Here is a 25,686-nt window from a genome sequence, read left to right on the forward strand (position 1 = left end):
TCTCAATCCTCAATATGTTTAGCCGGCTTCAGCCAGCGCCATTGCGTGACCGGCATGGTCGGTCGCCAGCCCGTCATGTTTCCAACGGGCGATGCGCGCGCGATATCCACGCGAATCAACGACCCGCCGAGCCGCGCGTGATGCGCGAGAAGCACCGCCTCCATCTCCGTCGTCACCGCATTGGCGACAAGCCGCCCGCCGGGTTTCAGGCCGTCCAGCGCCGCCTCCATCACCCCCGCCTCGCTGCCGCCGCCGCCGATGAAAATGGCATCCGGCGCAGCAAGCCCGGAAAGCACCCCCGGCGCTACGCCCTCGACGACCGAGAGGCCCGGCACGCCAAAATTCTGCGCATTGCGCCGGATGCGGGCAGCGCGCTCCAAATGCCCCTCGATCGCAATGGCGCGCAGCGACGGATCGGCCAGCATCCATTCGATACCGATCGAACCCGAACCGGCACCGATATCCCACAGCAGTTCCCCACGCTTCGGCGCAAGGGCGGAGAGCGTCAGCGCCCGCACCTCATGCTTGGTGATCTGGCCGTCATGCTCGAAAAGCCCGTCGTCGAGCCCCGGCGTAAAGGCCAACACCCGTGCATCAGGCCCGGCCGCGACCTCCACGGCACAGACATTCAGCATGTCCGCATCCACGAGGGCAAACCGGTCCGCCCGATGGCTGCTCACCCGCTCCCGCGCGCCGCCGAGCGCTTCGAGAACGGTCAGCGTCGAGCCGCCAAAGCCGCTTTCCGCCAGCAGGGCCGCCAGCGCCGCCGGCCCGTCGCTGTCCGACGTCAGCGCCAGAATCCGGCTACCGGGATGCAGGTGCGGGCGGATAAGATCGATCGGCCGGCCATGCAGCGAGACGCAGACCGTCTCCTGCAAGGCCCAGCCCAGACGCGACGCCGCAAGGCTGAAGGCCGAGGGCGCCGGGAAGACGCGCATCTCCGCCCGCGCAATGCGCCGGGACAATGTGACGCCAACGCCATAGAAGAACGGATCGCCGGAAGCGAGCACCACGACGGGCCGGCCGCGCGCCGCAAGCACCGCCTCGACGGAGCGCTCGAACGGGCTGAGCCAGACCTGTCGCTCCCCACGGATCGCCGCATCGGCAAGCTCCAGATGCCGCGCGCCGCCGAAGACGATCTCGGCCGCGCCGATCGCAGTCTTGGCCTCGTCACCGAGACCCGCTAGACCATCCTCGCCGATCCCGACGATGGAAAGCCACGGGGCGGCCGAAAGGGACTGATCAGGCGTGGACAAGCGACGCATCCTCATATTGGGCGGCACGACGGAGGCCCGCGATCTCGCAAGCCGGCTTGCCGAAAGGCAGGACCTCGCCGTCACGCTGTCGCTCGCCGGCCGCACGCTCGATCCCGCCCCGCAGCCCGTGCCCGTGCGCAGCGGCGGTTTCGGCGGCGTGGAGGGCCTTGCCGTCTATCTCGGTAACGAAGCCATCGATCTCCTGATCGACGCCACGCATCCCTTCGCCCGGCAGATTTCCGCCAATGCCCGCGTGGCGAGCAGCACGACCGGCGTGCCGCTGCTGCGGCTGGAACGCCTCGGCTGGGACGAAACCGACGGCGACCGCTGGACGCGCGTCGCCTCGACCGATGCGGCCGTGGCGGCCTTGGGCGACGAACCCCGCCGCGTGCTGCTGGCGATCGGCCGGCAGGAGGCCAAAACCTTCGATGCCGCCCCGCAGCACCACTATCTCGTGCGCAGCGTCGATCCTGTCGATCCGCCGCTGGACGCGCCGCATGTCGAATACCTGCTCGCCCGCGGCCCCTTCGCCGTGGAGGCGGAGGTCGCGCTTCTCCGTGAACGCCGCATCGACGTGATCGTCAGCAAGAATTCCGGCGGCGACGCCACCCATGGCAAGATCGTCGCCGCGCGCATTCTCGGCCTGCCCGTCGTGCTCGTCGACCGGGCCGGGGGCGGCGAAGGCAATCGCGCCGAGACGGTCGAGGACGCGCTGCGGCTCGTCGATCATCTGCTGGCATCCTTCAGGAACCGCGGCGTATAGACGAGGTCCGGCAGGTCCGGGCGCGCGATTACTCGCGTTTCCGGCGAGCCGATGACCACGCAGGTCGCCATGTCGGCGCGCTCCGCCTCGGCCTCGCCGATCGGCATGACCAGCATACGCTCATCCGGCCGGCCGGCAGCGCGGCCGAAGATCACAGGCGTTTCCGCCGGCAGCACCTCACGCAGGATCTCGAAGGCCCGGCCGAGCTGCCAGGGCCGCGCCTTGCTGATCGGATTGTAGAGCGCGATGACGAGGCCGGCTTCCGACACCAGACGCAGCCGCTTCTCGATGATCTCCCAGGGTTTCAGATTGTCGGAAAGCGAGATCGCGCAGAAATCATGGCCGAGCGGCGCACCGATGCGGGCCGCGACCGCCAGCATGGCGGTAACGCCCGGCACAACGACGAGATCGACTGATTTCCAGTCCTCCGGCCCCGCATCGATCGCCTCGCAGACCGCCGCTGCCATGGCAAAAACACCGGGATCGCCGCCCGACACGACGCAGACATTCACGCCCGCCGCCGCCCGCTCCAGTGCAGCCTGCGCCCGGTTCAGCTCCTCGCGGTTGTCGGAGGCAACCTTGATCTGGTCCGGCCTCAGATTCAGCCGATCGATATAGGGGAAGTAGCCAAAAAACTCCGTCGAGGCCTCGACGGCACGCCCGGCTTCCGGCGTCATCTGGTCCGGATTGCCCGGGCCGGTGCCGATGACGAAGAGTTTTCCGCTCATTCGCGCCCGCTCCAGCCCGGCACGAGCACCAGCGAAAAATAGGGCGCCACGTCATCGAGCTTTTCCGAAAGCCGCATGGATTTGCCCACCGGCGTGGTGCCGCGCTCGACATAGACGGCTTCGCCCAGCCGGCCGGCATTCGACAGCGCCCGTCGAATTTTCGGCAGGTTGCGGCCAACCTTCATGATGACGGCGGCCTCGGTATCGACGAGCCGGCGCGACAGCTCCTCTTCGCCCATCGTGCCCGGCAGCACGGAGAGCACGTCGTCGCCCTGCACGATCGGCAGGCCCGACAGCGACCAGCAGCCGGACATCGCCGTGATGCCGGGGATGACCTCCGTCGGGAACCGATCGGCAAGCCGCACATGCAGGTGCATGTAGGAACCGTAGAACATCGGGTCGCCTTCGGAAAGAATCGCCACCGTGCGGCCCGCAGCAAGATGTTCGGCGACCGCCGCCGCGGAGGCATCGTAGAAGGCCGTGATCTGGCTCTTGTAGTCGTCGTGGTCCTTGTGGATTTCCGTCGTCACCGGATAGTAGAGCGGCAACTCCACCATGCCGGGCTTCAACAGGCCCTCGACGATCGCCCGCCCATTGCCCGTGCGGCCGGCCTTGGCAAAATAGGCGAGCACGTCCGCCTCGCCGATCGCCCGCACAGCCTTCAATGTCAGCAGTTCCGGATCGCCCGGCCCTGTGCCCACGCCAAAAAGTCGTCCCGTCACCGTCGCCACCATGTTCATAGTCCCGGCCTCGCCAGCGAATTGAGCGCGGCCGCCGTCATGGCGCTGCCGCCGAGGCGGCCGCGCACGATGGCATAGGGCACGCCATAGGAATTTTCCGCCAGCGCATCCTTGGATTCCGCCGCCCCCACGAAGCCGACCGGCATGCCGAGGATCGCCGCCGGTTTTGGCGCGCCTTCGCGGAGCAGTTCGAGCAGGTAGAAGAGTGCCGTCGGCGCATTGCCGATCGCCACCACGGAGCCCGCCATGCGATCGAGCCAGAGCCGGATGGCCGCCGCCGAGCGCGTGTTGCCGCTTTCCGCGGCGAGGGTGGGCGTGCGCGGATCGCGCAGCGTGCAGATGACCTCATTGTTCGCCGGCAAACGTGCCGCCGTCACACCGCGCGCGACCATTTCGGCATCGCAGAAGATCGGCGCACCGGCCTGAAGCGCGCCACGCGCAGAGGCGACGAAATCCGGCGAGAAGACGAAATGCGGCGCCGCCTCGACCAGGCCGGCGGCATGGATCATGCGCACAGCCACATCGGCCTCCGCCTCGGAGAAGCGCGACAGATCGGCCTCCGAGCGGATGATGGCGAAGGATTTTTCATAGATGGCGTTGCCATCCTTGATGTAGTCGTACTCGGTCATGTGAGGCCTTGATATGCGGAAGCGAGGGTCGCGGGCGCGGTGCGGTCGAGCAGACTCTTGGCCGTCTCGTTTTCCGCACGGCGCGCGCGCAAGAGGGTGCCTATGCGCTGGATCGCGGGCTCCAGCGTTTCGGGGGAAACCGTTGCCTCAGGGGCGTCGCCAGCCCGTCCGGGCGCGACGAGGCCGATGCCGGCCGCCGTGCCGCAAAGCGTGACGGCGGCGCTGGCCGGATGGGCGCAACCCTTCGGGCAGCCGGAAATGTGCACGTCGACGGAACCATCCAGCAGGGCACCCGCATGGGCCACCATAGCGTCGGCCGCCGCATGGGTGTCGAAAGTGCCGGATGCACAGCCGGCGGCCCCGGCGCAGATCGAGATCGCGCGGCCCGGCGCATCGGCCGAACTCCAGAAACCTTCACGATCCGCATGCGCCCGAGCAGCGGCAAGCGTCGCCTCGGAGAGGCCGCGGACCAGAAGCGTGCGATGCGGCGCAAGGCGGAATTCCACGGCACCGCAGGCCGAAAGCCCGTCCATAAGGGCAGCGAGATGGTCGGCATGCATCTGGCCATAGGCGGGCGCTAGGCCGAGCACGGTTTCGCCGCCGATATCGTGAAGGCCGAGCGGATGCAACGACGATGCGGCGGGAAGAGCAAGCGGCACCTGACCCGCACCCAGCGCCTCCGGATCGAGGTCGCGGCCTCGTGCGGTCGGTCCGATGGCGGCAAGGGCTTCGACGACCGTCATGGTGCCGTCGATGACAGCTTCAGGGGAGAGCAGGGCCACGGCCTTTGCGGTCGTCCGGTCTCCGCCCAGCGAGAGCCGCCAGGCAAATCCCTCCGCCTGCGAAACGGCGTCGAGCCGGATATCGGCAACCATATCGCCAAGGTTAAGCTGGCCGCCACCATCGACGACAATGGCAAGTTTCGGCGCAAGCCGGAGCCCGGCGCCCGTTATGGCGCGACGAAGCGCTTCGGCAACGGGCGTCGCATCGGTGATTTCGGACGGATCTACGCCGGCAAGCGGCGGCACCTCGATCGCGACACCCGTTTGCGGCACGATGCCGGAGGCGGCAAGGCCCTCTGCAAGGCGCGGCACCGTATCCGCGCTCAGGCCCCGAAGCTGAAAATTGCCGCGGGCGGTGATCTCGATCAGGCCGTTGCCGTGTGCGCGCGCCAGGTCGGCAAGCGCATGCAGGTCCCGCGCGGTGAGCGCAGCCGCGACAGGCCGCAGGCGCACCAGCAGGCCGTCACCTGTCTGCATTGGGGTGGCAATGGATGGACAGGCACCACGGCGGAGGGCGGTGCGCTCAAGGGCGAGGGTCGCCGTCATGCCGCGCCCTCCTCGCTCTCGGTCGCCGGGCGGCGGATCAGGTAGGTGTCCATGATCCAGCCGTGTTTTTCGCGCGCATCGCGGCGCGTTTCGCTGATGGTTTGCGATACCTCCGCGAGCTTGCCGGAGAGCAGGATTTCGTGCGGCGTGCCGAGATAGGCGCCCCACCAGATGTCCGCCTCCGCATCCTCCACCGTGCGAAAGGCCTGCACGCCATCCAGCATGACGAGCGCGTCGCGCGTGCCCTCCGGCCAGCCTTCGGAAAGCCTTCGGCCGGTGGTAATCTGCACGGGCAGGCCGATGCGGTTCAGCGCGATGCCGTGGCTGGCGCACAGCGCCTGCATGCTGGTAATGCCGGGGATAACTTCGGTCTCGAAGGCGACGCGCCCGGCGGCGCGGACATGCTCGACGATGCGCAGCGTGCTGTCATAGAGCATCGGATCGCCCCAGACGAGCAGCCCGAGCGTCTCGTCCTCGCCGACCGCGTTTAGAAGCGTGCGCTCGTAAACGGCGGCGATGGCGCGGTGCCAGTCGTGCACGCCGTCCTCATAGGAACCGTCGGCGCGGCGCACCGGCACGGCGTAGTCATGGATGCGGCAGGCGGGGTTGGTCAGAAAGCGGTCGCAGATCTCGCGGCGCGCGTCGGCGAGAAAGGCCTTCTCGTCGCCTTTGGTCGGTATGAGGAGCACATCCGCCCGGTTCAGCGCATTGATCGCCTGAACGGTCATGTGCTCGGGATTGCCCGCGCCGATCCCGATGACCAGTAGTTTTCTCAAATTCCGTCTCCCGTGCGGCATCCGCTCCCGGTTTGCGGCCCGATTTGGGTCCCGCACCCCTTCCTAATCCCAAAAGCCGGCGGAAAACAGTCCCCGAAACGCGTCCTTTGCCGGTCTTTTTGAGACCTAAGCCGCTGCGCGGCTCGTGAGGTATGCGCGCGGCGAGGCGCCCAGCATGCGCTTGAACATGGTGGTGAAGGCCGGCACGCTTTCATAGCCCGTGTCGAGCGCCACCCGCGTCACCGGCTCGCCGGCGGCAAGCCGCGGCAGGCAGGCGAACAGACAGGCCTGTTGCCGCCAGGTGACGAAGCTCACGCCCATTTCCTCGCGAAAGAACCGCGTGAAGGTGCGCCGGCTCATGTTGAGATGTTTTGCCCAGTCGTCGATCTTCGCCGTCGGCGACGGTTGCTCGACGAAATCGCGGCAAAGCTCGGCCAGCCGCCCGCTCGCCGGAAAGGGCAGGCCGAGCCGGCGTTCCGGCAGGCGGCCGATCTCGTCGAGCAGCAGCGCCATCACGAGTTCCGCCCGTCCGCGCTCCTCGGGAACCGGTCCCTGCCGCACCGCCTCGGTGATCAACTGGCGGGCAAGGTCCGTCACCTCCAGCACGGTCGGCTCCAGCGACGCCGCCAGCCCTTCCGGCGAATAGATATAGACCGAGCGCATGCTGACATCGCTGTACATCTCGACGGAATGTTCGAGCCCGCGTGGGATGAGCAGCGCATGGCCGGGTGGTATCATCCAGCGCCCGCGCTCCGTGCCGACCAGCACGACGCCGGCAAAGACGCAGAGAAACTGCGTGCGCCGGTGGCGGTGCGGCGGCACGACATAACCGCCCGGAATCTCCGAACTGCGGATGAGAACGTCCTCATTGGACTGTTCCATCTGCGAATGCGTGCGGATGTGATCGTCGTCGAGCGCCCGCAGGCGCTCCTGGGTGAGTTTTTCCATCTTTGGCCCACTCGCGTAAGAAATGGACCTCAGCACAAAAGCAGGCCGCAGGCAATCCTTGTATGAGAGCGGCAAAAGTCGCCATACCGGGCGGATCATTCGAGGCCATTATGTCCACTGTCGTTCCCGCAGCGCCCCGGGCCGCTGCCAGCACCACCTATTCCATCATCGTCGCCGTCAGCGTCTGCCACATGCTGAACGACATCATGCAGTCGCTGCTGACGTCGCTCTACCCGCTGCTGAAAGAGAACTACGCGCTCGACTTCGTGCAGATCGGCCTGCTCACCATGGCCTTCCAGGTCACGGCATCGCTCCTGCAGCCGGCCGTCGGCATCGTCACGGATCGCTGGCCGATGCCCTTCTCGCTGCCGGTCGGCATGGGCAGCACCTTCGTCGGCCTCATCCTGCTCGCCTATGCGCATTCCTTCCCGATGCTGGTCTTCGGCGCGTGCCTGATCGGCCTCGGCTCGGCGATCTTCCATCCGGAATCCTCGCGCGTCGCGCGCCTTGCCTCGGGCGGGCGCCACGGTCTTGCGCAGTCGATGTTCCAGGTCGGCGGCAATGCCGGCACGGCGATCGGCCCGCTGCTCGCCGCCTTCATCGTGCTGCCCTTCGGCCAGACGAGCGTCGCCTGGTTCTCCGCCGTCGCACTGGTCGGCATGGTCCTGCTCACCTGGGTCGGCAACTGGTATGCCGGCGAACGCCGCCTTGCCGCCGGCCGCCCGGCCGTCAGCCGCGAGCTGCCGCTGGCGCGCGGCCGCGTCATGTGGGCCTTCGCCGTGCTGGTGCTGCTGACCACGACGAAGAACGTCTACCTCTCCAGCCTTTCGAGCTATTTCACCTTCTACACGATCGAGAATTTCGGCCTCGGCGTGCGCGATGCGCAGCTCATGCTGTTCCTCTTCCTCGGTGCGTCCGCCGTCGGCGTCTTCATGGGCGGCCCGATCGGCGACCGCTTCGGCACGCGCTTCGTCATCTGGTTCTCGATCCTCGGCGTCATCCCCTTCGCGCTGATGCTGCCTTATGCCAACCTGTTCTGGACGGGCGTGCTGACGGTGCTGATCGGCCTGATCTTCTCCTCGGCGTTCTCCGCCATCGTCGTCTTCGCGCAGGAGCTTGTGCCGGGCCGCGTCGGCATGATCGCCGGCATCTTCTTCGGCTTTGCCTTCGGCGCCGGCGGCCTCGGTGCCGCGGTCCTCGGCGGCTTCGCCGATACGCATGGCATCAACTTCATCTACAAGGTCTGCTCCTACATGCCGCTGCTCGGCATCCTAACGATCCTGCTGCCACGCCTGCCCGGCAAGCACTGACAGCAAAACGCCAAGCGGAGCGTCGCACATCCTCTCCTCGGTCATCCTCGGGCTTGACCCGAGGATCCATATGGCACCCGCGGCGTGGATCCTCGGGTCAAGCCCGAGGATGACGTCGTGGGTGGGGCGCACTCGATCGCCAACTATGGATGAAAAACAAAAACGCCCGGCTTCGACCGGGCGTTTTTTCATTGCGGAGAGGTCTTAAATGCGGGCGCCGGCAAAGTGCGCGATCTGCGCGCCGAGCTCGTAATACCCTTCCCGCACCGAGCGGAAAGACTGCGCCTCCGGTTCGCTCACCGGCAAGGGCAGGTCCTTTTCCGCGATTTCGCCGGAAACCAGTTCCGCCAGCGTGCGGCCGAAGACGGTGCCAGGCGCGATGCCGCGGCCGTTATAGCCGGAAAAGCCGATGACGTTTTCGGCAAGGCGGTGGAAGCGCGGCAGGTTGTCCGCGGTCATGCCGATCTTGCCGTACCATTCCGCCTCGAAGGCAATATCGCCGATCTCCGGAAACAGCTTTTTCAGCGCGCGCCGCGCCCAGGCCTTGTGGATGCCGGTGCCCGTGCCGCGCAGCGCGCCGACGCTGCCGAACACCAGCCGGCCGCGCTTGTCGAAGCGGAAGGAGGAGAGGATCTCCTTCGTATCCCACGCCCCCTGCTTTTCCGGCAAAATCTTCGCCTGCATCTCGGCCGAAAGCGGCACGGTGGCGAAGTTGAAATAGGGCAGGTGCAGCAGTTCGGCGCGCACCTCGTTCCACGGCGCCACCGTATAGGCATTGGTGGCGACGACCACCCAGTCCGCCGTCACCGAGCCGCGCGCGGTGTTGACCGTCCAGCGTTTGCCCGTCCGCTCCGCGCCCGTCACCGGACTTGCGGTGAAAACCTGTGCCCCGGCCGCAATCGCCGCCCGCGCAAGACCGCGCGCATAGGCGAGCGGCTGGATCGTGCCGGCGCGCAGGTCGAGCAGCGACCCGGCATAGGCGTCCGTGCCGACCTTCACCGCCGTTTCGGCCGCATCGAGCAGCCGCACCGGCGCACCACGGCGCGCCCATTGCTCGGCGCGCTGCTTCAATTCGTCGAGGCCGGACTGGCCGACCGCGCAATGCAGCGTGCCGACCGGGTTGATCTCGCAGTCGATGCCGTGTTTTTCGACGAGGTCGAACACCGCGCGCGGCGCATTGCCGAGAAGCTCCAGCAGCCGGCCGCCATGCAGCTCGCCCAGCACGCCGGGCAGCTCGTCCGGCATCACCCACATGCCGGCATTGACGAGGCCGACATTGCGCCCCGAGCCGCCATAACCGATCTCCGCCCCTTCAAGCAGCACGACCCGCGTGCCGCGCTCCGCCAGGTGCAGCGCCGTCGAAAAGCCGGTATAGCCACCACCGACGATCACCACATCCGCCTCCGCCTTTCCGGAAAAGGCAACGGTTTCAGGTGCGGGCGGAGCGGTCATCTCCCAAAGGCCATGGGAGCGCGGGTCGTTGAGCATGGGCGTCTGTCTTTTCCGGAGGAGAATTTTCTGGCCGCACCATCGGCGATGCGGCACCGGGACTAAAGCAAAAATTGCGAACGGGGTCATGCCCCGCCCGCATGACACCCCTGCTCAGGGGACTTCCTTGGCGATCCACGCGCGAAAAGCCTGGCTCAGCGGGTTTTCGAGTTTTCCCTCCGGCAGCACGAGGTAATAGCTGTTCTGCGTCTCCATCGGCCGGTCGAAGACCACCGCGAGCCGGCCGCTCGCCAGTTCCTGCTCGATGAGGTAACGCGGCAGCAGCGCGAAGCCGAGCCCGGCGACGGCCGATTCGATGACCATGGCGAACTGGTCGAAGCGGTGGCCGCGATAGGCCGTGTCCGACGCGCCGCCATTCAACTCGAACCATTGCGCCCACAATTTCGGCCGTGTCGCGAGATGCAGCAGCGGCGCGGTCTCCAGATCCTTCGGCTCGGAAAGGTTCCAGGATTCCAGCAGCTCCGGGCTTGCCGCCGGCAGGATGACCTCGCTGCACAGATAGGAACAGGCCGCCCGCGCCCAGACCGGCTGGCCGTAATGGATCGCCAGATCGAAATTCTCCTCGTCGAAATCGAACGGCGCGGAGCGCGAGGCGATGTTGACGATCGTGCCGGGATGCTGGGCGAGGAAGGCCGGAATGCGCGGCGTCAGCCAGCGGCTGCCGAACGTCGGCAGCGTCGCGATGGAGAGGCTGTGTTCGGAGGAGGCCGACGCCATGGCGCGCAGCATGGTCTCTTCCGTCTGGTGCAAGAGCTTGCGCACCTCCGGCAGGAAACGCCGCCCGTCCTCCGACAGCACGACGCGCTGGCGCACGCGCTCGAACAGCAGCACACCAAGCTGTTCCTCCAGGTCCTTGATCTGCCGGCTGACGGCGCTCTGGGTGAGGTTCAGCTCGTGCGCGGCCTGCGTGAAGGAGCCATGGCGCGCGGCGCATTCGAACGCCTGCAGCGTGGTGACGTCCGGGATCAGCCTTCGACTGAGCTTCATTCTTTCCTCGCATCAACATAGTCAGAACGGTCGCAATCGCTCAAGGAAACGATAGGGTAATGATCCGTTTTGAGAATGAACAGGGCCTCCCCCCTTGTAAAGCAATTCCAGGAAAAGTGTGAAACGGTTTTCCGTCCGGAATTGCGTTTAAACAGATGAGACCGCTTCCCATGAAAGCAAATTCGCACGTTTCCGCCGACAAGATCCGCTCGGATTTCTCCGCCGCCATGTCCGCCATGTACCGGGACGAGGTTCCGGCCTATGGCACGCTGATGTCCCTCGTCGCCACGGTGAATGCGGAAACGCTCGCCACCGATCCGTTGCTGAAGGATCGTCTGGAAGCGACCGACTCGCTCGACCGCATTTCCGAAGAGCGCCACGGCGCCATCCGCCTCGGCACGCGGGAAGAGCTGTCCATGATGCGCCGCGTCTTCGCCGTCATGGGCATGTTTCCGGTCGGCTACTACGACCTGTCGACCGCCGGCGTTCCCGTCCACTCCACCGCCTTCCGCCCGGTCGGCGCGGAAAGCCTGAGCCGCAATCCCTTCCGCGTCTTCACCTCGCTGCTCCGTCTCGATCTGATCGCCGACGAAGCGCTGCGCCATGAGGCCGCCGAGGTGCTTGCAGCGCGAAAAATCTTCACTGACGAAGCCGTCGCGCTCGTCGAGAAGGCGGAGCGTGACGGCGGCCTCGATGCCGCCGATGCCGCCCGCCTTGTGAGCGAAGTGCTCGAAACCTTCCGCTGGCACGACCACGCCATCGTCAGCACCGACATGTACAAGCGCCTGCACGATGCGCACCGCCTCATCGCCGACGTCGTCTCCTTCAAAGGCCCGCATATCAACCACCTGACGCCGCGCACGCTCGACATCGACAAGGTGCAGGCCCGCATGCCGGAAGAGGGCATCGCGCCGAAGGCGATCGTCGAAGGCCCGCCCACCCGCACATGCCCGATCCTGCTGCGCCAGACCTCGTTCAAGGCGCTGGAAGAGGCCGTCTCCTTCATCGGCGCCGATGGTAGCTGGCAGAAAGGCTCGCACACCGCCCGCTTCGGCGAGATCGAGCAGCGCGGCGTGGCGCTGACGCCGAAGGGCCGCGCGCTCTACGACAAACTGCTCAACGACACCCGCGCCCGCGTGCGCCCGGCCGCCGATGGCTCCAACGCCGCCGAGTACGAGGCCGCCCTTGCCGACGTCTTCAAGGCCTTCCCGGACGATTGGGACGGCATCCGCAAGGCGGGCCTCGGCTATTTCAGCTACTCGCTGACCGAAAAGGGCAAAAGCGTCTCCGGCCGCAAGGCCGATCTCGAAACCGCCATCGAAGCCGGCCTCATCCGCTTCGACCCGATCGTCTACGAAGACTTCCTGCCGGTCAGCGCCGCGGGCATCTTCCAGTCGAACCTCGGCGACGACGCGGCGCAGGATTTCGTCGCAAGCCCCAACCAGGTGATGTTCGAACGCGATCTCGGCGCGACGGTGCTCGACGAATTCGCCCACTATGCCGGCATCCAGCGCGCCTCGCTTGAAATGTGCCTCGGCATCGTCAACATGGCGGCCGCTGCGGAATAAGGGACAAGCCATGGTCGAGGCACGCCATATCGAAACGCTGAAAAGCCTGCTCGGCGAGAAGGGTCTTCTCACCGCGCCCGGCGACATGGCTGCCTATGAGACCGGCGCGCGCTACGACAAGGGCCGCGCCGCCTTCGTCGCCCGCCCGGCCTCGACGGAGGAAGCCTCCGCCACCGTTTCCTACTGCGTGAAAAACGGCATCGCCCTCATCCCGCAATCCGGCAATACCGGCCTCGTCTCCGGCTCCACGCCGGATGCAAGCGGCGGCCAGGGCGTGCTGAGCCTCGACCGCCTCACCGCCCTGTTCGAGCTCGACCGCGTGAACCGCACGGTCAAGACCGGCGCGGGCCTGCGCCTCTCCGATCTCAACGGCAAGCTGGAGGAGAGCGGCCTGTTCTTCCCGATCGACCTCGGCGCCGATCCCCGCCTCGGCGGCATGATCGCCACGAACACCGGCGGCTCGCGCTTCCTGCGCTACGGCGACGTGCGCCGCAACACTTTGGGCCTCACCGTGGTGCTCGCCGACGAGGCCGGCACTGTGCTCGACCTCTCCTCCGGCCTGCGCAAGAACAATACCGGCGTCGACTGGAAGCAGCTCTTCATCGGCACCTCCGGCGCCTTCGGCATCGTCACCGAATGCGTGCTGAACCTGGAACCCGCGCCAAAGCAGTCCGCAACCGCGCTCCTCGTTCCCGCCTCGGACGAACAGGTCGCGACCCTGCTCGTCGCCATGGAAGACGCGCTCGGCAGCTACCTCTCCGCCTTCGAGGGCATGTCCGGCAATGCGGTGCGCGCCGCGCTCGACCATGTGCCCTCGCTGCGCAATCCCTTCCAGGGCGGCATCGTGCCGGATTTCGCGATCCTCGCCGAAATCTCCCGCTCCACTCCCCCGCGCGAGGGCGAACAGCCGCTCGATGCGGTGCTGGAAGAGGTGCTCGCCGCGATCTGGGAGCGCGAGGACGCGCCGCTCGCCGATGCCTTCGTCGGCCCGCCGCACGAGATCTGGGCGCTGCGCCATGCGCTGTCGGAAGGCGTGAAACATAGTGGGCGATTGATCGCCTTCGATCTGTCCTTCCGCCGGGGTGACATCATGCCCTTCCTTGCCCATATGAAGGCGGACATGCCGGATCACTTCGAAGACGTGACGATCTGCGATTTCGGCCATATCGGCGATGGCGGCGTGCACTTCAACCTCGTCGTCGCGAAGGACGATCCGCGGCTTACCGACCCCGATTTCGAAATGGACCTGCGCGACTGGGTCTTCACCGTCGCGGTCGAGCAATTCGGCGGCAGCTTCAGCGCGGAACACGCCATCGGCCGCAAGAACCAGGCCTTCTACGACAAATACACCCCGGACGACCTGCGCAAGCTGGCGGCCGGGCTGAAGACCATCACCTCGCCGGGCCTGCTCGGCGCCATGACCTTTTAATAAGACACCAGGGAGAATACCCATGACGAAAGTCGACGTGAAACAGGAAACCGCAACCCTTCTCGACAAGCTCGGCGTGCCGCGCGCCGCCTGGGAAGGCGGCGACATGGCCTCCTACAGCCCGGTCACCGGCGAGGAGATCGCCAGGCTGAAGACCGTCTCGGCCGCCGACGCCGCCAAGGCGATCGAAGCCGCCCATGACGCCTTCAAGGAATGGCGCCTCGTGCCCGCCCCCAAGCGCGGCGAGCTCGTGCGCCTGCTCGGCGAGGAACTGCGCGCCGCCAAGGCCGATCTCGGTCGCCTCGTCTCCATCGAAGCCGGCAAGATCACGTCGGAAGGCCTCGGCGAAGTGCAGGAAATGATCGACATCTGCGATTTCGCCGTCGGCCTCTCCCGCCAGCTCTACGGCCTCACCATCGCCACCGAGCGCCCCGGCCACCGCATGATGGAAACCTGGCATCCGCTCGGCGTCGTCGGCATCATCTCCGCCTTCAACTTCCCGGTCGCCGTCTGGTCGTGGAACACGGCGCTGGCGCTGGTCGCCGGCAATTCCACCGTCTGGAAGCCCTCTGAAAAGACCCCGCTGACCGCGCTTGCCAGCCAGGCGATCTTCGAGCGCGCCCTCGCCCGCTTCGGCGAAGCCCCGGCGAACCTCTCCCAGGTCCTCATCGGCGACCGCGCCATCGGCGAAGTCCTCGTCGACCACACCAAGGTCGCGCTCGTCTCGGCCACCGGCTCCACCCGCATGGGCAAGGAAGTCGGCCCGCGCCTCGCAAAGCGTTTTGCCCGCTCGATCCTCGAACTCGGCGGCAACAATGCCGGCATCGTCTGCCCGTCGGCCGATCTCGACATGGCGCTGCGCGCCATTGCCTTCGGCGCCATGGGCACCGCCGGCCAGCGCTGCACGACGCTGCGCCGCCTCTTCGTGCATGACAGCGTCTACGACCAGCTCGTGCCGCGCCTGAAGAAGGCATACACCAGCGTTTCCGTCGGCAACCCGCTGGAAACCTCGGCCCTCGTCGGCCCGCTCGTCGACAAGCAGGCCTTTGACGGCATGCAGAAGGCGCTGGAAGCCGCCAAGGCCGAAGGCGGCACTATTACCGGCGGCGAACGCGTCACCGAAGCCGGCAAGGAAACGGCCTATTACGTCAAGCCCGCCATCGTCGAAATGCCGAAGCAGGCCGGCCCGGTTCTCGAAGAGACCTTCGCGCCGATCCTCTACGTCATGAAATATTCCGACTTCGACAAGGCGCTGGAAGACCATAACGCGGTCGCCGCCGGCCTCTCCTCGTCGATCTTCACGCTGAACGTCCAGGAAGCCGAGCGCTTCCTTTCGGTCGACGGTTCGGATTGCGGCATCGCCAATGTCAACATCGGCACGTCGGGTGCGGAAATCGGCGGCGCCTTCGGTGGCGAGAAGGAAACCGGCGGCGGCCGCGAATCCGGCTCCGACGCCTGGAAGGCCTATATGCGCCGCGCCACCAACACGGTGAACTATTCGAAGGCCCTGCCGCTCGCCCAGGGCGTCTCCTTCGACATCGAGTAATCGGCCATGACCGTCGCAAGCAAAATCGAGGAGGCGGGCTTTACGCCCGCCTCGCGCATCGCCGCCATCGGCGTCTCAAAAATCCTGCAGATCGGCGCCCGCGCGAGCGCCATGAAGAAGGACGGCCTGCCGGTCATCATCCTCGGCGCCGGCGAACCCGATTTCGACACGCCGGACAACGTCAAGGAAGCCGCCAAGGCCGCCATCGACCGCGGCGAGACGAAATACACCGCGCTCGACGGCACGCCGGACCTCAAGAGGGCGATCGCCGAAAAATTCCGGCGTGAAAACAACGTCGACTACGCGCTCGACGAAGTGACCGTCGCGACCGGCGCCAAGCAGATCCTGTTCAACGCCTTCATGGCGACGATCGATCCGGGCGACGAGGTGATCATCCCGACGCCCTACTGGACCTCCTATTCCGACATCGTGGAAATCTGCGGCGGCGTGCCGGTGCTGATCCCCTGCGACGCCGAAGCCGGTTTCCGCCTGAAGGCCGACCAGCTCGAAAAGGCGATCACGCCCAAAACCCGCTGGGTGCTGCTGAACTCGCCGTCCAACCCCTCGGGCGCGGCCTACAGCGAGGCCGACTACCGCCCGCTCATCGACGTGCTGCTGAAACATCCGCATGTCTGGCTGATGGTCGACGACATGTACGAGCACATCGTCTATGACGGCTTCCAATTCGTCACTCCCGTCGCCATCGAACCGCGCCTGAAGAGCCGCACGCTGACCATCAACGGCGTCTCGAAGGCCTATGCCATGACCGGCTGGCGCATCGGCTATGCCGGCGGCCCGAAGGCGCTGATCAAGGCCATGGCCGTGATCCAGAGCCAGGCGACCTCCTGCCCCTCCTCCGTCAGCCAAGCGGCTTCGGTCGAAGCGCTCAACGGCCCACAGGACTTCCTGAAGGACCGCCAGGCGAGCTTCAAGCAACGCCGCGACCTCGTCGTCTCGGCGCTGAACGCCATCCCCGGCCTCGCCTGCCGCACCCCGGAAGGCGCCTTCTACACCTTCTCCGGCTGTGCCGGCGTGATCGGCAAGACGACCCCCAAGGGCAAGCGCATCGAGGCCGACAGCGACTTCACGGATTATCTCCTGGAAGACGCCCATGTCGCCGTCGTGCCCGGCTCCGCTTTCGGCCTCTCGCCCTTCTTCCGCATCTCCTACGCCACCTCGGAAGCGGAGCTGACGGAAGCGCTGAAACGCATCGCGGACGCCTGCGCAAAGCTCGCCTGAGCCGCGACCTATGCAAACAAAACCCGCCAGCAGCCCGTCTGCGGCGGGTTTTTCCTTGCCGCGCCCGATCACGCCACGCAGGAAGCCGTGCGCTCCTATCTGCGCAGCCGCCGCGCCGGCAGACCGCCGCTTTTCCTGCTCACCCGCTCCTCCGCGATTCTCGATCTCGAGGATGTGGCGGCCGATGAAAGCATCCTGTTCTGCCCGGCCAATCACGACGTGCCCTTCCTCGTCGCACCCCATCCAGGCGCGCGCGGCTACGAGGCCGTCGCCACTTGCCTCGCGACACCCGCCGTCCGGTCGCGAACCGAGGGCGTCATCGCCTGGCGGCCGAATGTCGCCTGACCGCAAAAGAAAAAGGGCCTCTTGTGAGGCCCCATTTTTATGGTTCGCGCCCTTGCCGGGCGTCTCTCTTCCCCGCGGAGTATGCCGCAGATGACAAAACGCCCCGGACGGTGCCGGGGCGTCTGAAAGAGGTTTTTCGGCTCAGGCAGCGCGGGCGCCGTGGTTTTCCTGGGCGTAGTAGTGGCCGAAACGGTTGGCGAGGAAGGCTTCGAGCGCAATTTCTTCCTGGCGGACAAAACCCTCGGCGCGCAGCGTGCCGTCGGCGAGCATGTCGAGCACGGCGCAGATCGAGCCGGCCGTCGTGATCTGGATGGCGGAATGCAGGACGCCGGCGATCGGCGCGCTGTAGACCTTGTTGGCATAGGTTTCCTGGATCAGGCGGCCGCCCTTGCGGCCCGAAACGGTCACGAAGACGATGACGACGTCCTGCGTGGTGGTCGGCAGGGCGTTCTCAAAAATGTCCTTGAGCACTTCGCGGCGATGGCGCAGGCCGAGGTCGTTCAAGAGCGCCTTCATGATCGCGGCGTGGCCGGGATAGCGGATCGTCTTGTAGTTCAGCGTGCGCACCTTGCCCTTCAGCGATTCGCAGAGCGTGCCGAGGCCGCCCGACGTGTTGAAGGCTTCATAGGTGACGCCGTCGAGCGAGAATTCTTCGCGCTCTTCCAAGGCCGGAACCTCGATCAGCGCGCTTTCGACGATCGCCTCGCAGGGCTCGATATATTCGTTGATGACGCCGTCCGTGCTCCAGGTGAGGTTGTAGTTCAGGGCGTTGGAGGGGTACTGCGGCAGCGCGCCGACACGCATGCGCACGCTTTCGAGCGAATCGAAGCGGCTGGCGAGGTCGTTGGCGACGATGGAGATGAAGCCCGGTGCCAGGCCGCACTGCGGGATGAAGGCGGTCTTGGCGGTCTCGGCAATGCGCTTGACCTGGCGGGTGGATTCGACGTCTTCCGTGAGGTCGAGATAGTGCACGCCGGCAGCGGCTGCCGCTTCGGCGATCGCGACCGTCAGGTGATACGGCGCGGCGGAAAGCACGGCGAACTTGCCGGTCAGCAGGTCCTTCATGGCGGCAGCGTCGGCGATATCGACGACCTTGGTCGAGACAGCGGCGTGGCGCTCGACGGCGGCCAGCTGCTCGTCCGAGCGGTCTGCGACGGTGACGCTGTAATCCCCGCTGTGAGCCAGCATGCGCGCGATGGTCGAGCCGATCTTGCCTGCGCCGATGACGACGATGTCCTTCATGTGATTTCCCTCCGGCATGAATTGATGCGCTTATTTTGCCGGCGGGAGGTGTCGATTTAAAGCGCCATATCTGGCATAATACATCATCGATATCGGCAGAACGACGACAGATATGAGCATAACGACGCTAGCCGCCAAGGATCGCGAGCTTCTCGCCATCCTCAGCGAAAACGCCCGCGAACAGACCGCGACCATCGCCCGCAAGCTCGGGCTGTCGCGCACGACCGTTCAGGCAAAGATCGACCGGCTGGAGCGCGACGGCGTGATCGCCGGCTACGGCGTCAAGCTTTCGGACGCCTACGAGAGCGGCATGGTAAAGGCCCATGTGCTGATCACCATCGCGCCAAAAACGCTGGCCCGCATCACGACCGAACTGCACGCCATCTCCGCCGTGCGCACGCTGCATTCCGTCAGCGGCAGCTTCGACCTGATCGCCATCGTGGAGGCCACATCAATCGCCGAACTCGACCACCTGATCGACCGCATCGGTGAAATCGAGGGCGTGGAACGCACGCTGTCGTCGATCATCCTGTCGACGCGGATCAGGCGCTAGGTGATTGCCTGCGGCCTAAAACGACCCCCAACGAGACCACCCACCTCCCCTCCGTCATCCTCGGGCTTGACCCGAGGATCCATGCCACAAACTCCAGGCGTGCCGTGAAGCGTGTATCCTCGGGTCAAGCCCGAGGATGACGGAGGATAGAGTGCGTTGCCCTCACATCACCTCCATCAGGCGATGAACCGCTCCGGCCGGTAGGGACCGATATTGATGACCGTGCGCTCGCCCAGCATCTTTTCCGCCAGCACGCGCCCGGTGATAGGCCCCAGCGTCATGCCGTGATGGGCGTGGCCGAAGGCGAACCAGAGGCCGGAATGGCGCGGGGCCTTGCCGATGATCGGCATCATGTCCGGCGTGCAGGGGCGGCAGCCCATCCACGGTTCCTCGTCGCGCCGCTCGGCGAGCGGGAAGAATTCGCGCGCCACCTTTTCCGCCCGGCGCAGCTGCACCGGCGTCTTGCGCGTGTCGCGCTTGGCGAATTCGGCGCCGGTGGTAAGCCGGATGCCGCGCTGCATGGGCGCCAGGAAATAGCCGCGCTCGGCATCGAGCACCCAGTTGTTGAGATGCGCGCCCTCTTCCGCCCCATAATGCATGTGGTAGCCGCGCTTGACGGCGAGCGGGAAGCGATAGCCGAGCTTGCGCGTCACCGTATCGGCCCAGGGGCCGAGCGCCACCACCACTTCCTTGCCTTCGAGCGGGCCTTCGGGCGTGGCGATGCGCCAGCCCTCGCCTTCGAGCACATGTTCGATCGTCGCCGCATCGCCCGACTGGAGCGTGCCGCCGAGCGACTGGAAATAGGCAAGGTAGCGCTTCATCAGGCTCTGCGGATCGAGGATCGACCAGGGATCGGTCCAGCGCAGGCCGCCGGTCAGTTCCGCGCGGATGGAGGGTTCGGCCGCGGCCACCTCCGCCGTCGTCAGCTTCTGGTGGTTGACGCCGAAATTGGCGGACAGCTTTTCCGCATCCGCATAGGCCGCATCGCGCGCCTTTTCCGTGCGAAACACCTTCATCCAGCCATCCTTGCGGATGAGATCGTCGGCACCGGAGGCCGCGATCAGGTCGGCATGTTCGGAAATCGAGTTCTCGATCAGCGGCGCATAGAGATGCGCGATGCTCTGGTGCTGGCGGAAGCCGGAATGCCACCAGTAGCGCGCCAGGAACGGAATGATGCCGGGAATGGCCGAGGGGTGGTAATGCGCGTCGATCGTATTGTTCAGCGCATAACGAAAGAGCGCGCCAAAATCGTGCGGGAAACCATAGGGGAAGACGCCCTCGCGCTGGATCAGGCCGGCATTGCCGTAGGAGGTCTCTTCCGCGGCACCACGCCGATCGACGAGCACCACCGACTTGCCGCGCCGTGCCAGATGGATCGCGGTCGAAATGCCGATCACGCCTGCGCCGAGAACAATGACATCCGTCTTCATGTGCTGCCCCTAGTCCACATTCACGTCCCTGATCCATTGCATGGCCCGAATGCGGGATGCAAGCCGCTTGCTTGCGGCAAAGCGCCTTGACGCAGGCGGCCGGGGCGATAGCCTCACGCCACGACGAGACACCCGGAAAGGACACGGCATGCGCTTTGGCACGGCAAGCGAACTCTGGCGCTATCCGGTCAGTTCGCTGACCGGCGAAAGGCTGGAAACCGCCCACCTCGACGACAGCGGTATTGCCGGCGACCGGCAGTGGGGCCTCTTCGACGCGGACAGCGCCGCAGTCGCCGCACCGGAAAGCGAACGGCGCTGGCGACCCGTCCCGGGCCTGCAATCCCGATTGGGCGCAGACGGCCCCGAGATCAGCCAGGACGGCACGACATGGCATCCCGTCCCCTCGCCGCCCGCCGACAAGACGGCCTCGGACCACCTCGGCTTTCCCGTCCGTTTCCGGCCCTTCGGTGGGGCGGACGCCGCACCGCGTTACGACCGCGGCCACCTGCACATCCTCACCACCGCATCGCTCGCGCGCCTGCAGGCCCTGCTGCCGACAGCGATCATCGACACCAGGCGCTTCCGCCCGAACATTCTCGTGCAAACCGACGACAACGACATCGATTTCGTCGAACAGCGGCTGATCGGAAAAGCATTGCGGATCGGCGACGCCACCGTCGAAATCACCGAACCCTGCACCCGCTGCGCCTTCACGGCGCTCGGACAGCCCGGCATCCCCTTCGACAAGGATGTGCTGCACACCATCGCCAAACATGGCGGCGGCGGTTTCGGCGTACTGGCGAAGGTGGCCGGCCCGGGCCGCATAAGCCGCGGCGATGCCGTGACCGTCGACTAGGTCACCGACTGCCCGGCAAGCCGCAGCAGGTTCTCGATCGCCGCCCGCTCGAAACCGCCGATGCCCTCGGAAATATCGGCCTTGATCGCCGCCGCCACGGCATCCTCGTCGCGCTTGCGCAGCGCCTCGATGGCTTCCACGTGGCGATCGACGAAATAGAGCTGGGCGACATGTTCCATGGCGATGCCGAGGAAGGGGCCGAGCTGGAGCCAGATGCTCTCCACCATCGGCATGATCACCTGCTCAGGATTGGCGCTGTAGAGCGTGCGATGGAATTCCTGGTTCAAGAGCAGCGCCGTCGCATTGTCCTTGCGCCGGATCGCCTCGTCCTGCGCCTTGTCGATCTCGGCCAGCCGGTCGATGCGGCGCTCGGTGATATGAGGCACCGCGCGCCGCGCCGCATGCTGCTCCAGCACGGAACGCAAGGAGACGAGCTCGCCGAACCGGTCCGCCGTCATGCGCGGCACCATGATGCGGCGATTGTCGAGCACCCTCAGCGCACCTTCGGAGCTCAGCCGGCGCAGCGCCTCGCGCACAGGTGTGGGACTGCTTTCCATGGCTTCTGCGATGCCGCGGATGGTGAGCGATTCGCCCGGCCGGATCGAGCCCACCATGATCGCCTGACGAAGCCGACGATGCGCATATTCATGCGTCGTCATGCCGTCCGGCCGGTCCAGCGGCTCAAGCGCCAAATTGCCCAATCCATCCCTCCTGTCACCGGCTTGCGGATGTTATCCTATCCCTCGAAACAGGTTCTAGCAGCTTGACCGACGACAAGAAAGTGTGCATATTTTCGAAATGTGATCACAAAAATAATTATGTGATATGGAAAAAACGATGACCCCGAGCGAAGAATCCAACTGGCTGATCACCGCCGACGGCGTGGAGAGCATTCAAGCCGTCGTCTGCGACCTCAACGGCATCCTGCGCGGCAAGCGCGTGCCCGTCGGCCAGGCGGAAAAGGTGCTGAAGGGCGGCATCCGCATGCCGCTGTCCATCGTCGGCGTCGATGTCTGGGGCGAGGACATCGTCGGCTCCAGCCACGTCTTCGCCTCGGGCGACATGGACGGCATCTGCGCCGCCACCGGCCGCGGGGCTCTTCCGGTAAGCTGGACGCTGAAACCCTCCGCCGTCGTGCCGCTCTGGCTGTTCAAGGAAAACGGCGAGCCGTTCCTCGCCGACCCCCGCCAGGCGCTCGCCAACATCGTCCGGCAATATCACGAGCTCGGCCTGCGCCCCGTCGTCGCCTCCGAGATGGAATTCTACCTGATCGACGCCGAGCCCGACCACGCCCAGCCGCCGATCTCGCCCTATACCGGCAAGCGGCTGGATTCCGACGCCATCCTGTCGATCGACGAGCTCGACGATTTCGGCCAGTTCTTTTCCGATGTCTATGCGGAATGCGAGCGCCAGAACGTGCCGGCGGATTCGGCCGTCGCCGAAAACGGCATCGGCCAGTTCGAAATCAACCTCATGCATTCCGACGATCCGTTGAAGGCCGCCGACGACGCGCTGTTCTTCAAGCGCATCGTCAAGGGCATCGCGCGCAAACACGGTTTTGCCGCCACCTTCATGGCAAAACCCTACGGCATGCGCTCCGGCTCCGGCATGCACATGCATTTCAGCCTGATCGACGCCGACGGCAACAATGTCTTCGACGATGGCAGCGCGGAAGGCTCCGACATCATGAAACACGCCGTCGCGGGGCTCACGCGCGGCATGGCGGAATCGACCCTGCTCTTCGCACCGCATTTCAACTCCTACCGCCGCCTGCGCCCCGACACCCACGCGCCGACCTCCGTCTCCTGGGGTTACGAGAACCGCACCGCCGCCATCCGCATTCCCGGCGGCAGCAACAAGGCGCGCCGCATCGAGCACCGCGTCGCCGGCGCCGACGCCAATCCCTATCTCGTCATGGCCGGCATTCTCGGTGCGGCCCTGGTCGGCATCCGCAACAAGTGGGAGCCGCCGGCACCGGTCTCGGGCCGCGCCTATCTCTCGCAATTGCCGCGCATCCCCTCGGAATGGGGTTCCGCCGTCACCGCCTTCGAGAACGGCTCGATCGTCTCGGAAATCTTCGACGCGGATCTCCGCTCCATGCTGATCGCCTGCAAGCGGCAGGAAATCGCCGGTTTCGCCGAACAGGTGACCGACTTCGAATTCAGCGCCTACCTGGAAATCGTCTGATGGCCACGAATGAATCCTATGCCGGCAACGGCACCTATCCCGACAGCTATTACGCCGCCTCCCGCAACATCGTGCGCACGCCGAAAGTACTCGAAGGCGCGGTGACCGCCGATGTCGCCGTGCTCGGCGCCGGTTATTCCGGCCTCTCGACCGCCATCCACCTTGCCGAAAAGGGCTACAAGGTCGTGGTCGTCGAAGGTGCGGGCATCGGCTGGGGCGCGTCGGGCCGCAATGGCGGCCAGATCGTCAACGGCCTCAATGCCAGCCTCGACACCATCAAGCGCCGTTATGGCGACCAGGCCGGCGCCTTCGTCGGCGGCCTCGTGCAGGAGGGCGGCAAGATCATCCGCCGCATCGTCTCGCAATATGACATTGATTGCGACATGAAGGTCGGCAACATCTACGCCGCCTATACGCCCGCCCATATGAAGGACCTGGAGCACAAGAAGGCGCTCTGGAAGAGCTATGGCATGGACGACCACCAGATGCTCGACAAGGCGGCGATCCGCAAGCTCGTCAACACCGACGCCTATGTCGGCGGCATGCTGGACACCACCGGCGGACACATGCACCCGCTCAACCTCACGCTCGGCGAGGCCAAGGCGCTCGAATCGCTCGGCGGCGTGATCTACGAACAGTCGCCCGTCACCCGCGTCGAGCACGAGGCCGAAAAGCCGGTGATCCACACGGCCAGGGGCAGCGTGACGGCCAATGTCGCGGTGCTCTGCGGCAATGCCTATCTCGGCCATGTCGTGCCGAAACTCGTCTCGCGCGTCATGCCGGTCTCCACCCAGATGGTCGCGACCGAACCGCTCGGCGAGCGCGCCGACGCGCTCATCCCCTCCGACATGTGCGTCGAGGACGTGCGCTACATCCTCGATTATTTCCGCCTGTCGGCCGACAAGCGCATGATCTTCGGCGGCGGCACCGTCTATGGCGGCACCGACCCCGCCGACGTGCGCGCAAAAATCCGCCCGAACCTCGAAAAGGTCTTTCCGTCGCTAAAGGGCGTGAAGATCGATTACGCCTGGAGCGGCAATTTCGCCCTCTCCTTCTCCCGCGTGCCGCAGATGGGCAAGATCGGCAAGAACACCTATTTCGCCCACGGCTACAGCGGCCACGGCGTTACCGGCTCCCACCTCTTCGGCCGCATCCTCTCGGAAGCTATCGACGGCGACCTCTCGCGCTTCAGCCAGTTCGAAAAGTTGCCGTGGATCCCCTTCCCCGGCGGCCGCATGTTCCGCGCTCAGTATTCGACCGTTGGTTCGTGGTGGTATCAGTTCAAGGATGCCTTCGGGCTGTAGTCAGCGTAGCCACCCCCCTCTGCCCTGCCGGGCATCTCCCCCACAAGGGGGGAGATCGGCAAGAGGCTTGAACAGCGCCCACACTCTACCCTCTGTGATGGGCGGGACGTTGCTCCATCCAATCTCCCCCCTTGTGGGGGAGATGGCCGGCAGGCCAGAGGGGGGTTCCCCGCACCATTCCGAGAAATTCGCCTTCCCCATTTTCCCCACCCCCAAAACCTCCCCTATCCTGAGCATCCTTCCGCCGCCGGACGGATCGCGTAACGTGTCGATGCGGGCGGGAGGAGGCGCTTTCGTGGATGCCGGTACGTGCGGCAGCAAGCGGAAGAGGCGCGGGACGCGCTGTGGGGATAATCACCCTGTGGCGTGAAAGGCTTCCCCCTTCCCCGGGTCGCGGGGTCGGTTTGGGTCCGCCATGCAAGCGGTCTGGCTCGTCGCCAGCCGTGCAGCGAAGCTTTCACCACGCCTGAAGGAGGCGAGACCACCTCCGAAGAACGCCTGGGGCCGCGCGAAAGCGAAGCCACCATTTTCCAATTCCCAGAGGCAACGCTTTCGCGCGGTTCTCCGGACTGGATATTTTTATAAACCCGGTGGGCACTCCTGCGGGCCGTCCCGCCATGCGCGGAAGGACGGCCATGCGGAGGCGGATATCAGCCCATGCGCTCGGACGCGTAGGAACCGGGACTCGGCGGGAAGACGATGGTCTTGTTGCCGTTCATGAACACGCGATGGTGGATATGGGCATGCACCGCGCGGGCAAGAACCTGGCTCTCCACGTCGCGGCCGATCGAGACATAATCCTCCGCCGACTGCGCATGGGTGATGCGCGCGACGTCCTGCTCGATGATCGGACCTTCGTCGAGATCCTCGGTGACGTAGTGCGCCGTGGCCCCGATCAGCTTCACGCCGCGCTCGAACGCCTGCTTGTAGGGGTTGGCCCCCTTGAACGACGGCAGGAACGAGTGGTGGATGTTGATGATGCGGCCCGACATCTTCTTGCACACCGCATCCGA

General features: G+C 65.8%; 24 protein-coding genes. 11 read left to right on the plus strand and 13 right to left on the minus strand.

Annotated elements, in window-relative coordinates; all coding sequences use genetic code 11:
- Positions 1 to 2 precede the first annotated feature (2 nt).
- Positions 3 to 1,256: a precorrin-6y C5,15-methyltransferase (decarboxylating) subunit CbiE gene (gene cbiE / locus J2Y63_RS25460; protein WP_435268364.1), complete on the minus strand. Its 1,254-nt coding sequence runs from the start codon at positions 1,254 to 1,256 to the stop codon at positions 3 to 5.
- On the opposite strand from cbiE, the gene J2Y63_RS25465 reads away from it, so the two are divergent.
- The gene (locus J2Y63_RS25465) at positions 1,249 to 2,019 is read left to right on the plus strand and encodes a cobalt-precorrin-6A reductase (RefSeq protein ID WP_435268365.1); all 771 of its coding nucleotides are present in this window, start codon (positions 1,249 to 1,251) and stop codon (positions 2,017 to 2,019) included. The two genes, cbiE and J2Y63_RS25465, sit on opposite strands and share 8 nt — an antisense overlap.
- Here the strand turns inward: J2Y63_RS25465 and J2Y63_RS25470 are convergent.
- The 6 genes from J2Y63_RS25470 to J2Y63_RS25495 form a co-directional block, all read right to left on the minus strand.
- Complete coding sequence (locus J2Y63_RS25470) at positions 1,983 to 2,747, minus strand: precorrin-3B C(17)-methyltransferase (protein ID WP_435268366.1); 765 nt, start codon at positions 2,745 to 2,747, stop codon at positions 1,983 to 1,985. The two genes, J2Y63_RS25465 and J2Y63_RS25470, sit on opposite strands and share 37 nt — an antisense overlap.
- Entirely contained in the window at positions 2,744 to 3,481 is a 738-nt protein-coding gene (locus J2Y63_RS25475) for a precorrin-2 C(20)-methyltransferase (protein WP_435268389.1), read from the minus strand. The genes J2Y63_RS25470 and J2Y63_RS25475 overlap by 4 nt, the downstream gene beginning before the upstream one ends.
- Positions 3,482 to 3,483: 2 nt before the next feature.
- Positions 3,484 to 4,116, minus strand: a complete 633-nt coding sequence (locus tag J2Y63_RS25480; RefSeq protein ID WP_435268367.1) for a precorrin-8X methylmutase — start codon at positions 4,114 to 4,116, stop codon at positions 3,484 to 3,486.
- A complete protein-coding gene (gene cobG / locus J2Y63_RS25485) occupies positions 4,113 to 5,444 on the minus strand; it encodes a precorrin-3B synthase (protein ID WP_435268368.1) in 1,332 nt (443 codons plus the stop codon). Before cobG ends, J2Y63_RS25480 begins: the two co-directional genes overlap by 4 nt.
- Entirely contained in the window at positions 5,441 to 6,220 is a 780-nt protein-coding gene (gene cobF, locus J2Y63_RS25490; RefSeq protein WP_435268369.1) for a precorrin-6A synthase (deacetylating), read from the minus strand. Before cobF ends, cobG begins: the two co-directional genes overlap by 4 nt.
- Before the next feature lie 126 nt (positions 6,221 to 6,346).
- Positions 6,347 to 7,168: an AraC family transcriptional regulator gene (locus tag J2Y63_RS25495; RefSeq protein ID WP_435268370.1), complete on the minus strand. Its 822-nt coding sequence runs from the start codon at positions 7,166 to 7,168 to the stop codon at positions 6,347 to 6,349.
- A gap of 110 nt (positions 7,169 to 7,278) precedes the next feature.
- On the opposite strand from J2Y63_RS25495, the gene J2Y63_RS25500 reads away from it, so the two are divergent.
- Positions 7,279 to 8,478, plus strand: coding sequence for an MFS transporter (locus tag J2Y63_RS25500; RefSeq protein WP_327505884.1), 1,200 nt, complete (start codon positions 7,279 to 7,281; stop codon positions 8,476 to 8,478).
- A gap of 204 nt (positions 8,479 to 8,682) precedes the next feature.
- Here the strand turns inward: J2Y63_RS25500 and J2Y63_RS25505 are convergent, their stop codons facing one another.
- Positions 8,683 to 9,966, minus strand: coding sequence for an NAD(P)/FAD-dependent oxidoreductase (locus J2Y63_RS25505; RefSeq protein ID WP_435268371.1), 1,284 nt, complete (start codon positions 9,964 to 9,966; stop codon positions 8,683 to 8,685).
- Positions 9,967 to 10,080: 114 nt separating this feature from the next.
- Positions 10,081 to 10,974 (minus strand): LysR family transcriptional regulator, encoded by an 894-nt coding sequence (locus tag J2Y63_RS25510; protein ID WP_435268372.1) that lies wholly within the window; start codon positions 10,972 to 10,974, stop codon positions 10,081 to 10,083.
- Between the two features lie 170 nt (positions 10,975 to 11,144).
- On the opposite strand from J2Y63_RS25510, the gene hglS reads away from it, so the two are divergent.
- The 5 genes from hglS (at position 11,145) to J2Y63_RS25535 (ending at position 17,101) form a co-directional block, all read left to right on the plus strand.
- Positions 11,145 to 12,542, plus strand: coding sequence for a 2-oxoadipate dioxygenase/decarboxylase HglS (hglS, locus tag J2Y63_RS25515; protein ID WP_435268373.1), 1,398 nt, complete (start codon positions 11,145 to 11,147; stop codon positions 12,540 to 12,542).
- A 10-nt stretch (positions 12,543 to 12,552) separates the two neighbouring features.
- Positions 12,553 to 13,971, plus strand: a complete 1,419-nt coding sequence (locus J2Y63_RS25520) for an FAD-binding oxidoreductase (protein ID WP_435268374.1) — start codon at positions 12,553 to 12,555, stop codon at positions 13,969 to 13,971.
- Between the two features lie 22 nt (positions 13,972 to 13,993).
- The gene (amaB, locus tag J2Y63_RS25525; protein ID WP_435268375.1) at positions 13,994 to 15,517 is read left to right on the plus strand and encodes an L-piperidine-6-carboxylate dehydrogenase; all 1,524 of its coding nucleotides are present in this window, start codon (positions 13,994 to 13,996) and stop codon (positions 15,515 to 15,517) included.
- A gap of 6 nt (positions 15,518 to 15,523) precedes the next feature.
- A complete protein-coding gene (locus tag J2Y63_RS25530) occupies positions 15,524 to 16,756 on the plus strand; it encodes a pyridoxal phosphate-dependent aminotransferase (protein WP_435268376.1) in 1,233 nt (410 codons plus the stop codon).
- Positions 16,757 to 16,843: 87 nt separating this feature from the next.
- Positions 16,844 to 17,101, plus strand: a complete 258-nt coding sequence (locus tag J2Y63_RS25535; RefSeq protein ID WP_435268377.1) for a hypothetical protein — start codon at positions 16,844 to 16,846, stop codon at positions 17,099 to 17,101.
- 141 nt (positions 17,102 to 17,242) lie between these two features.
- On the opposite strand, the gene J2Y63_RS25540 is transcribed toward J2Y63_RS25535, so the two are convergent.
- Complete coding sequence (locus J2Y63_RS25540) at positions 17,243 to 18,343, minus strand: saccharopine dehydrogenase family protein (RefSeq protein WP_256119570.1); 1,101 nt, start codon at positions 18,341 to 18,343, stop codon at positions 17,243 to 17,245.
- Between the two features lie 112 nt (positions 18,344 to 18,455).
- Between J2Y63_RS25540 and J2Y63_RS25545 the strand changes: the two genes are divergently transcribed.
- A complete protein-coding gene (locus J2Y63_RS25545; protein ID WP_256119571.1) occupies positions 18,456 to 18,896 on the plus strand; it encodes an Lrp/AsnC family transcriptional regulator in 441 nt (146 codons plus the stop codon).
- Positions 18,897 to 19,072: 176 nt separating this feature from the next.
- Here J2Y63_RS25545 and J2Y63_RS25550 read toward each other — a convergent pair whose 3' ends face one another.
- Complete coding sequence (locus J2Y63_RS25550) at positions 19,073 to 20,326, minus strand: NAD(P)/FAD-dependent oxidoreductase (protein WP_256119572.1); 1,254 nt, start codon at positions 20,324 to 20,326, stop codon at positions 19,073 to 19,075.
- Positions 20,327 to 20,474: 148 nt separating this feature from the next.
- Between J2Y63_RS25550 and J2Y63_RS25555 the strand changes: the two genes are divergently transcribed.
- Positions 20,475 to 21,182, plus strand: a complete 708-nt coding sequence (locus J2Y63_RS25555) for an MOSC domain-containing protein (RefSeq protein WP_435268378.1) — start codon at positions 20,475 to 20,477, stop codon at positions 21,180 to 21,182.
- Here J2Y63_RS25555 and J2Y63_RS25560 read toward each other — a convergent pair.
- Positions 21,179 to 21,841: a GntR family transcriptional regulator gene (locus J2Y63_RS25560; protein WP_256119583.1), complete on the minus strand. Its 663-nt coding sequence runs from the start codon at positions 21,839 to 21,841 to the stop codon at positions 21,179 to 21,181. The two genes, J2Y63_RS25555 and J2Y63_RS25560, sit on opposite strands and share 4 nt — an antisense overlap.
- Positions 21,842 to 22,019: 178 nt before the next feature.
- On the opposite strand from J2Y63_RS25560, the gene J2Y63_RS25565 reads away from it, so the two are divergent.
- Together J2Y63_RS25565 and J2Y63_RS25570 are read left to right on the plus strand one after the other, a co-directional pair.
- Positions 22,020 to 23,369 carry a glutamine synthetase family protein gene (locus J2Y63_RS25565; RefSeq protein ID WP_256119574.1) on the plus strand — a complete coding sequence of 450 codons (1,350 nt, stop codon included), beginning with the start codon at positions 22,020 to 22,022 and terminating at the stop codon, positions 23,367 to 23,369.
- Positions 23,369 to 24,673, plus strand: coding sequence for an NAD(P)/FAD-dependent oxidoreductase (locus J2Y63_RS25570; protein ID WP_435268379.1), 1,305 nt, complete (start codon positions 23,369 to 23,371; stop codon positions 24,671 to 24,673). Before J2Y63_RS25565 ends, J2Y63_RS25570 begins: the two co-directional genes overlap by 1 nt.
- Positions 24,674 to 25,323: 650 nt before the next feature.
- On the opposite strand, the gene J2Y63_RS25575 is transcribed toward J2Y63_RS25570, so the two are convergent.
- On the minus strand, positions 25,324 to 25,686 hold a 363-nt coding region (locus J2Y63_RS25575; RefSeq protein ID WP_435268380.1), incomplete at its 5' end, for a formyltransferase family protein.

The sequence above is a fragment of the Shinella sp. BE166 genome, from assembly GCF_051201095.1.
GTDB lineage: Bacteria > Pseudomonadota > Alphaproteobacteria > Rhizobiales > Rhizobiaceae > Shinella > Shinella lacus.